The organism is Pirellulaceae bacterium, assembly GCA_029243025.1.
GTDB lineage: Bacteria > Planctomycetota > Planctomycetia > Pirellulales > Pirellulaceae.
Window position 1 is genome coordinate 1 of record JAQWSU010000041.1, and the last position, 4,415, is coordinate 4,415.

A 4,415-nucleotide genomic window follows, 5' to 3' on the forward strand; every position below is an offset into this window, starting at 1 on the left:
AAATAGAATCCCGTAGGCTTTCAGCATCGAGTCGACGTTTGTGGGCGCGCCAGAGCAACACGTTTTCCGGGTCGAACTTGCCACCGTTGGGATCACCTTCCTGGCTGGCCATCTGCCAACTCCGGGACAGGACAATTTCCCACAGCCCAAAAGTGGATGCGATCGCGGCCTATAATTTCTCCTACTTCTGTTTTAAGACCCGAGAGCTCTTGCTGAACTATTTTCAATCAGCTTACGCGGGACTCAATCGGCAAGGGATATTCTTCCTCGACATCTTTGGCGGCACCAGCGCCATGGAAGAAAGTTACGAAGAGCGCGACATCGATAAGAGCGTTCGCTATGACGGGTCAAAGGTCCCTGCCTTCAGTTATATCTGGGAACAGAAACGTTTTAACGTCATCACCAATGAAATTCACTGCAAGATCCACTTCGGATTCAAAGATGGTAACGCCATCTATGACGCCTTTGATTACGACTGGCGGCTGTGGACACCACCGGAGGTCTGCGAGTTGCTAATAGACGCCGGCTTTAAGCAGGCCGACGTCTACATTCATGGATGGGATGAATTTGGTGAATCTGACGACATCGTCCGACTACGCAATTACTACGAAAACGAAGTCGGCTGGATCGGTTATATCGTCGCCGTTAAGTAAGCGCTATCGCTGCCCCTCAGGCAGCGACCGCTTTCTTGTTCTTCATCACGAAGAGCGCCACGATGCTCCCCACGGAGATGAGCAGTAGCGGAATCCCGATCAGTGGACGATAGAAGATCCAGGCCATGGAGATCACCAACATCGTGATACAGAGTGATCCCAAGAAGGCGATAATCCCAACCCCCACTTCGAGCAAACTTCCCAGAAACGGAAGTACGTCGGCAGCGACACTCAGCGGTCTAAAGATCATTCCGATACCAACAGCAATCAGGACTAGACCAACCAGACGCAAGATCCAGGTCAGCATGCGGTTCTCCGCCTGAGCATCTTCGAACATAACCTCAGCCGACACAGTGCCGGACTCTAGGCGCTGAAAAGACTTCCCATTCGAGGCCTGCCAGGCCTGAAAGGTATTCCCAACTTGTTGAGAAATCAGCGAAACGTCCTGAGGAAGCACGACTTTAAAGGTAACACGCACATCACCAATCTGAGGACTAGACGGATTAGCGCCCATGTAATACCCATTGGCATGAAGCGTAAGCTTGGACTGTAGGTCCTGCTGAATTTTGGACAGCGTTTCTTGTGTCGCATTCATCGGTTGAGCATTAGTGATCTGACCAAGCAGCCCCGAGTTTAATGTGAACGCACCAATGGTCGCTTTGGTGGCGGTCAAGGTCTCTGAACTATACGGCATGCTGCCAGGGTTGACCTGTTTTGATGGGTCTCTGAAATTGCTGGAGTCGATCACAGACGAAGACCAAACCTGTGAATAGCTGGGCGTCTCCACCGTTTCGGTTCCTCCACCCAACTTCTTCTTCTCTTCTTTAGTTATGGTCTCTTCGACTTGGTACATCTCAACCGTTCGCATTAACTTCAGCGCGGTAGCCGAGATACCAAAGATGCTATCTGAAAGGGTATCTTCCGTGGTGGCCAGTCCTGAGAGGTGCACGAGTTTGGAGTCATTGCCTGGCGACACGGTATCTGCTGATACACTAACAACAGCCCCGGCTCCCTCTTTGAGCATTTTGTAGGTCTTTACAGCGCGGCCTTCGTTCCACCAAAGCATCATGATCATAACAAAGACCAAAATGATTCCAAAAATGACACCTTTGATTGCGCCACCAAGACGGCTGAACCAGGATTGAGAGCTTACCGTGGAAAAATCAGACATGCGACTAATCCTTATAGCAGGTCAATGGAGATTACTTATTCGTCAAAGGGACGATTATTCAGCGGTGAAGCGGAGAAAGTCAAGGAACCAACTCTTATAAAATTCGACCGATATTACAAGGGTCTGGATTCGGTGCTCGCTGAGCTCTTCTGGCACCACACATGAAGCCCGATCATCAGAATGACACACAGCATATAGGTCGCAAAAAAGTCAGGGGCAGCCAGGAGCCCTAAGTTGTAATGGATACCTGCAGGGCTAAGCGTATACGCATGTATCACCCCAAAGAAAGAGGCCGCAGTCGCGACAGCAAACCAGCCAGCGGCCGCAAGAAACTTTTTTTCGATAATTCTGAACTGGCGAATCTCGGGGATCTTGTACCAAGTGGTCGCCTTATCCACTGTTGCGACAAAGATGTCAGCTGCCTTTTCGGCAAATCTCAAAGCCGATCGATCCCAGCGTTTTTATCAAGCCGCGTAATGCGTTTCACAATTCCACGACGAAGCCTGCTGACCGAGCGATTGGCTGGCCTTGCCGGAATTCTACGTGAGCTACATTGGCTCGGACCCGATAGGGTCGCCTGATGCTATTGGAGGCTACGCAAGAATTTCTTTGACGACACTTCCAGCCACGTCGGTTAAACGAAACTGGCGGCCTGAATAACGGAAGGTAAGCTGTTCGTGATCCATCCCCAGCAGATGCAGGATGGTCGCATGTAAGTCATGCATGTGAACTTTACCTGCAACTGCTTGGAATCCTAGCTCGTCCGTCGCGCCGTAGGCAAATCCAGGCTTAACTCCGCCACCGGCCAACCATGTCGTGAACCCCTTGGGGTTGTGGTCGCGGCCGTCAGCACCTTGCGAGAATGGTGTACGGCCAAATTCGCCGCCCCACCAGACCAGCGTATCTTCCAGGAGCCCACGTTGCTTCAAGTCAGCGAGCAACCCAGCAATCGGTTTGTCAACTTCCAAGGCCAGTTCTTGATGCTTGGGCATATTGCCGTGCTGATCCCAGACGGGCGCGGCGTCATTATCGCAGTGGTTGATCTGAATATAACGCACCCCGGATTCGGCCAGTTGACGCGCCGCAAGACATTGGCGACCGAAGCTGTTCGTCGGCTTTTGATCGATTCCATACAAGGCCAAAGTTTGCTTCGATGCCTGGCCAAGATCGAATAGATCTCCCGCGTCATTCTGCATGCGCCACGCCAATTCAAGCGACTGAATTGCTCCTTCGACCGCCGCATCGGGCTGAGCACCCGCTTGAATGCGGTTGAGACGCTTAAGAAAACTGTATTGCTTCCGACCCGACTGCGCGCTTACCAAGCTATCCAAGTTGACTAGTTTCGGATCAGCATCCCGATTACCCGGTTGCCCCAGCACCGTACCTTGGTAGATGGGAGGAAGGAACGCATTGCCATAGTTTCGGGGACCGCCTTTATTGGCCGGTGGATTGATCGTCACAAAGGCAGGAAGATTCTCGTTACCACTTCCTAGCCCATAACCAATCCATGCGCCCACCGATGGACGTACAAGGTTCGTCGCCCCCGTGTGTAAAAACAGGGTCGCTGGCCCATGCGCCACCCCTTCGGTATGCATGCCGTGTAGAAAACAAATGTCATCCACGTGTTTGGCGATTTCTGGAAAGAGGCTGGAAACCGTTTGGCCGCACTGGCCGTAGCGACGGAAGTCCCACAAATGCTTCATCACCTTCTGGGCGTTGGTTGTTCCTCGATGGGCAAAATCGATTTTTTCTCCGTCGCGCTTCCTCAGTTGGGGTTTGTGCTCAAAGGTATCAACCTGACTAGGCCCCCCCTGCATAAAAAGAAAAATCACCCGCTTGGCCCGTGGCGCATGCATGGGTAGCTTGGGGGCCAGGGGATTCGGGGTTGTGGCACCCGCAATGCCGGCAAACGCCAAGTGACCGAAGCCGCAAGCGGCCGATTTCAGCAAATGGCGGCGCGCAATACAATGGTCACTTAACATAATCGCAGCCCTAATGAATGTATTGAAAATCGACACACGAGTACAAACTACGGATCAAGCCTGCTCTTGCTTCTCTCGAAAAGTCTTCTGATTTGAGGAACTCGAGCGTCAGCGTCATTTCCTCAGCACGCGGACTTCGGCAGAGAATTTGACGATAGGTTCGTCTGACTGCATCCTCCAGATCCGCGCGCCCCTTGATGAACTGTTCCGCAGCGACCTCTGCCTGCTCGTGGACGAACGGACTGTTCATGAGGTAAAGCGACTGCGTGGGGAGAGTGCTTTCGAAACGTTTGCCAACGACGAAGCTGGGATTAGCGAAGTCAAAAGCGCGGAAGATTTCGTGCAGTCGATTGCGAAACACAGGGATGTAAATACTGCGTTTCATCGAAGTATACTTGAAATTAAATTCCGACTTGAAATCCGACGGCAAGCTAGGGCCGCCGCGCTGCATGTCAAGCGATCCGGATAGCATCAAAATAGAATCCCGTAGGCTTTCAGCATCGAGTCGACGTTTGTGGGCGCGCCAGAGCAACACGTTTTCCGGGTCGAACTTGCCACCGTTGGGATCACCTTCCTGGCTGGCCATCTGCCAACTCCGGGACAGGACAA

General features: G+C 52.3%; 5 protein-coding genes. 1 reads left to right on the top strand and 4 read right to left on the bottom strand.

Annotated elements, in window-relative coordinates; genetic code table 11:
* The first annotated feature begins 209 nt into the window (after positions 1–209).
* A complete protein-coding gene (locus P8N76_18035; GenBank protein MDG2383578.1) occupies positions 210–653 on the top strand; it encodes a hypothetical protein in 444 nt (147 codons plus the stop codon).
* 16 nt (positions 654–669) lie between these two features.
* On the opposite strand, the gene P8N76_18040 is transcribed toward P8N76_18035, so the two are convergent.
* The 4 genes from P8N76_18040 to P8N76_18055 all read right to left on the bottom strand — a co-directional run.
* Complete coding sequence (locus tag P8N76_18040; protein ID MDG2383579.1) at positions 670–1,824, bottom strand: TMEM43 family protein; 1,155 nt, start codon at positions 1,822–1,824, stop codon at positions 670–672.
* A 113-nt stretch (positions 1,825–1,937) separates the two neighbouring features.
* Positions 1,938–2,264 carry a hypothetical protein gene (locus P8N76_18045; GenBank protein MDG2383580.1) on the bottom strand — a complete coding sequence of 109 codons (327 nt, stop codon included), beginning with the start codon at positions 2,262–2,264 and terminating at the stop codon, positions 1,938–1,940.
* Between the two features lie 153 nt (positions 2,265–2,417).
* Positions 2,418–3,806 carry a DUF1501 domain-containing protein gene (locus P8N76_18050; GenBank protein ID MDG2383581.1) on the bottom strand — a complete coding sequence of 463 codons (1,389 nt, stop codon included), beginning with the start codon at positions 3,804–3,806 and terminating at the stop codon, positions 2,418–2,420.
* 10 nt (positions 3,807–3,816) lie between these two features.
* The coding region (locus P8N76_18055) for a DUF1553 domain-containing protein (GenBank protein ID MDG2383582.1) at positions 3,817–4,415 on the bottom strand (599 nt) is incomplete at its 5' end.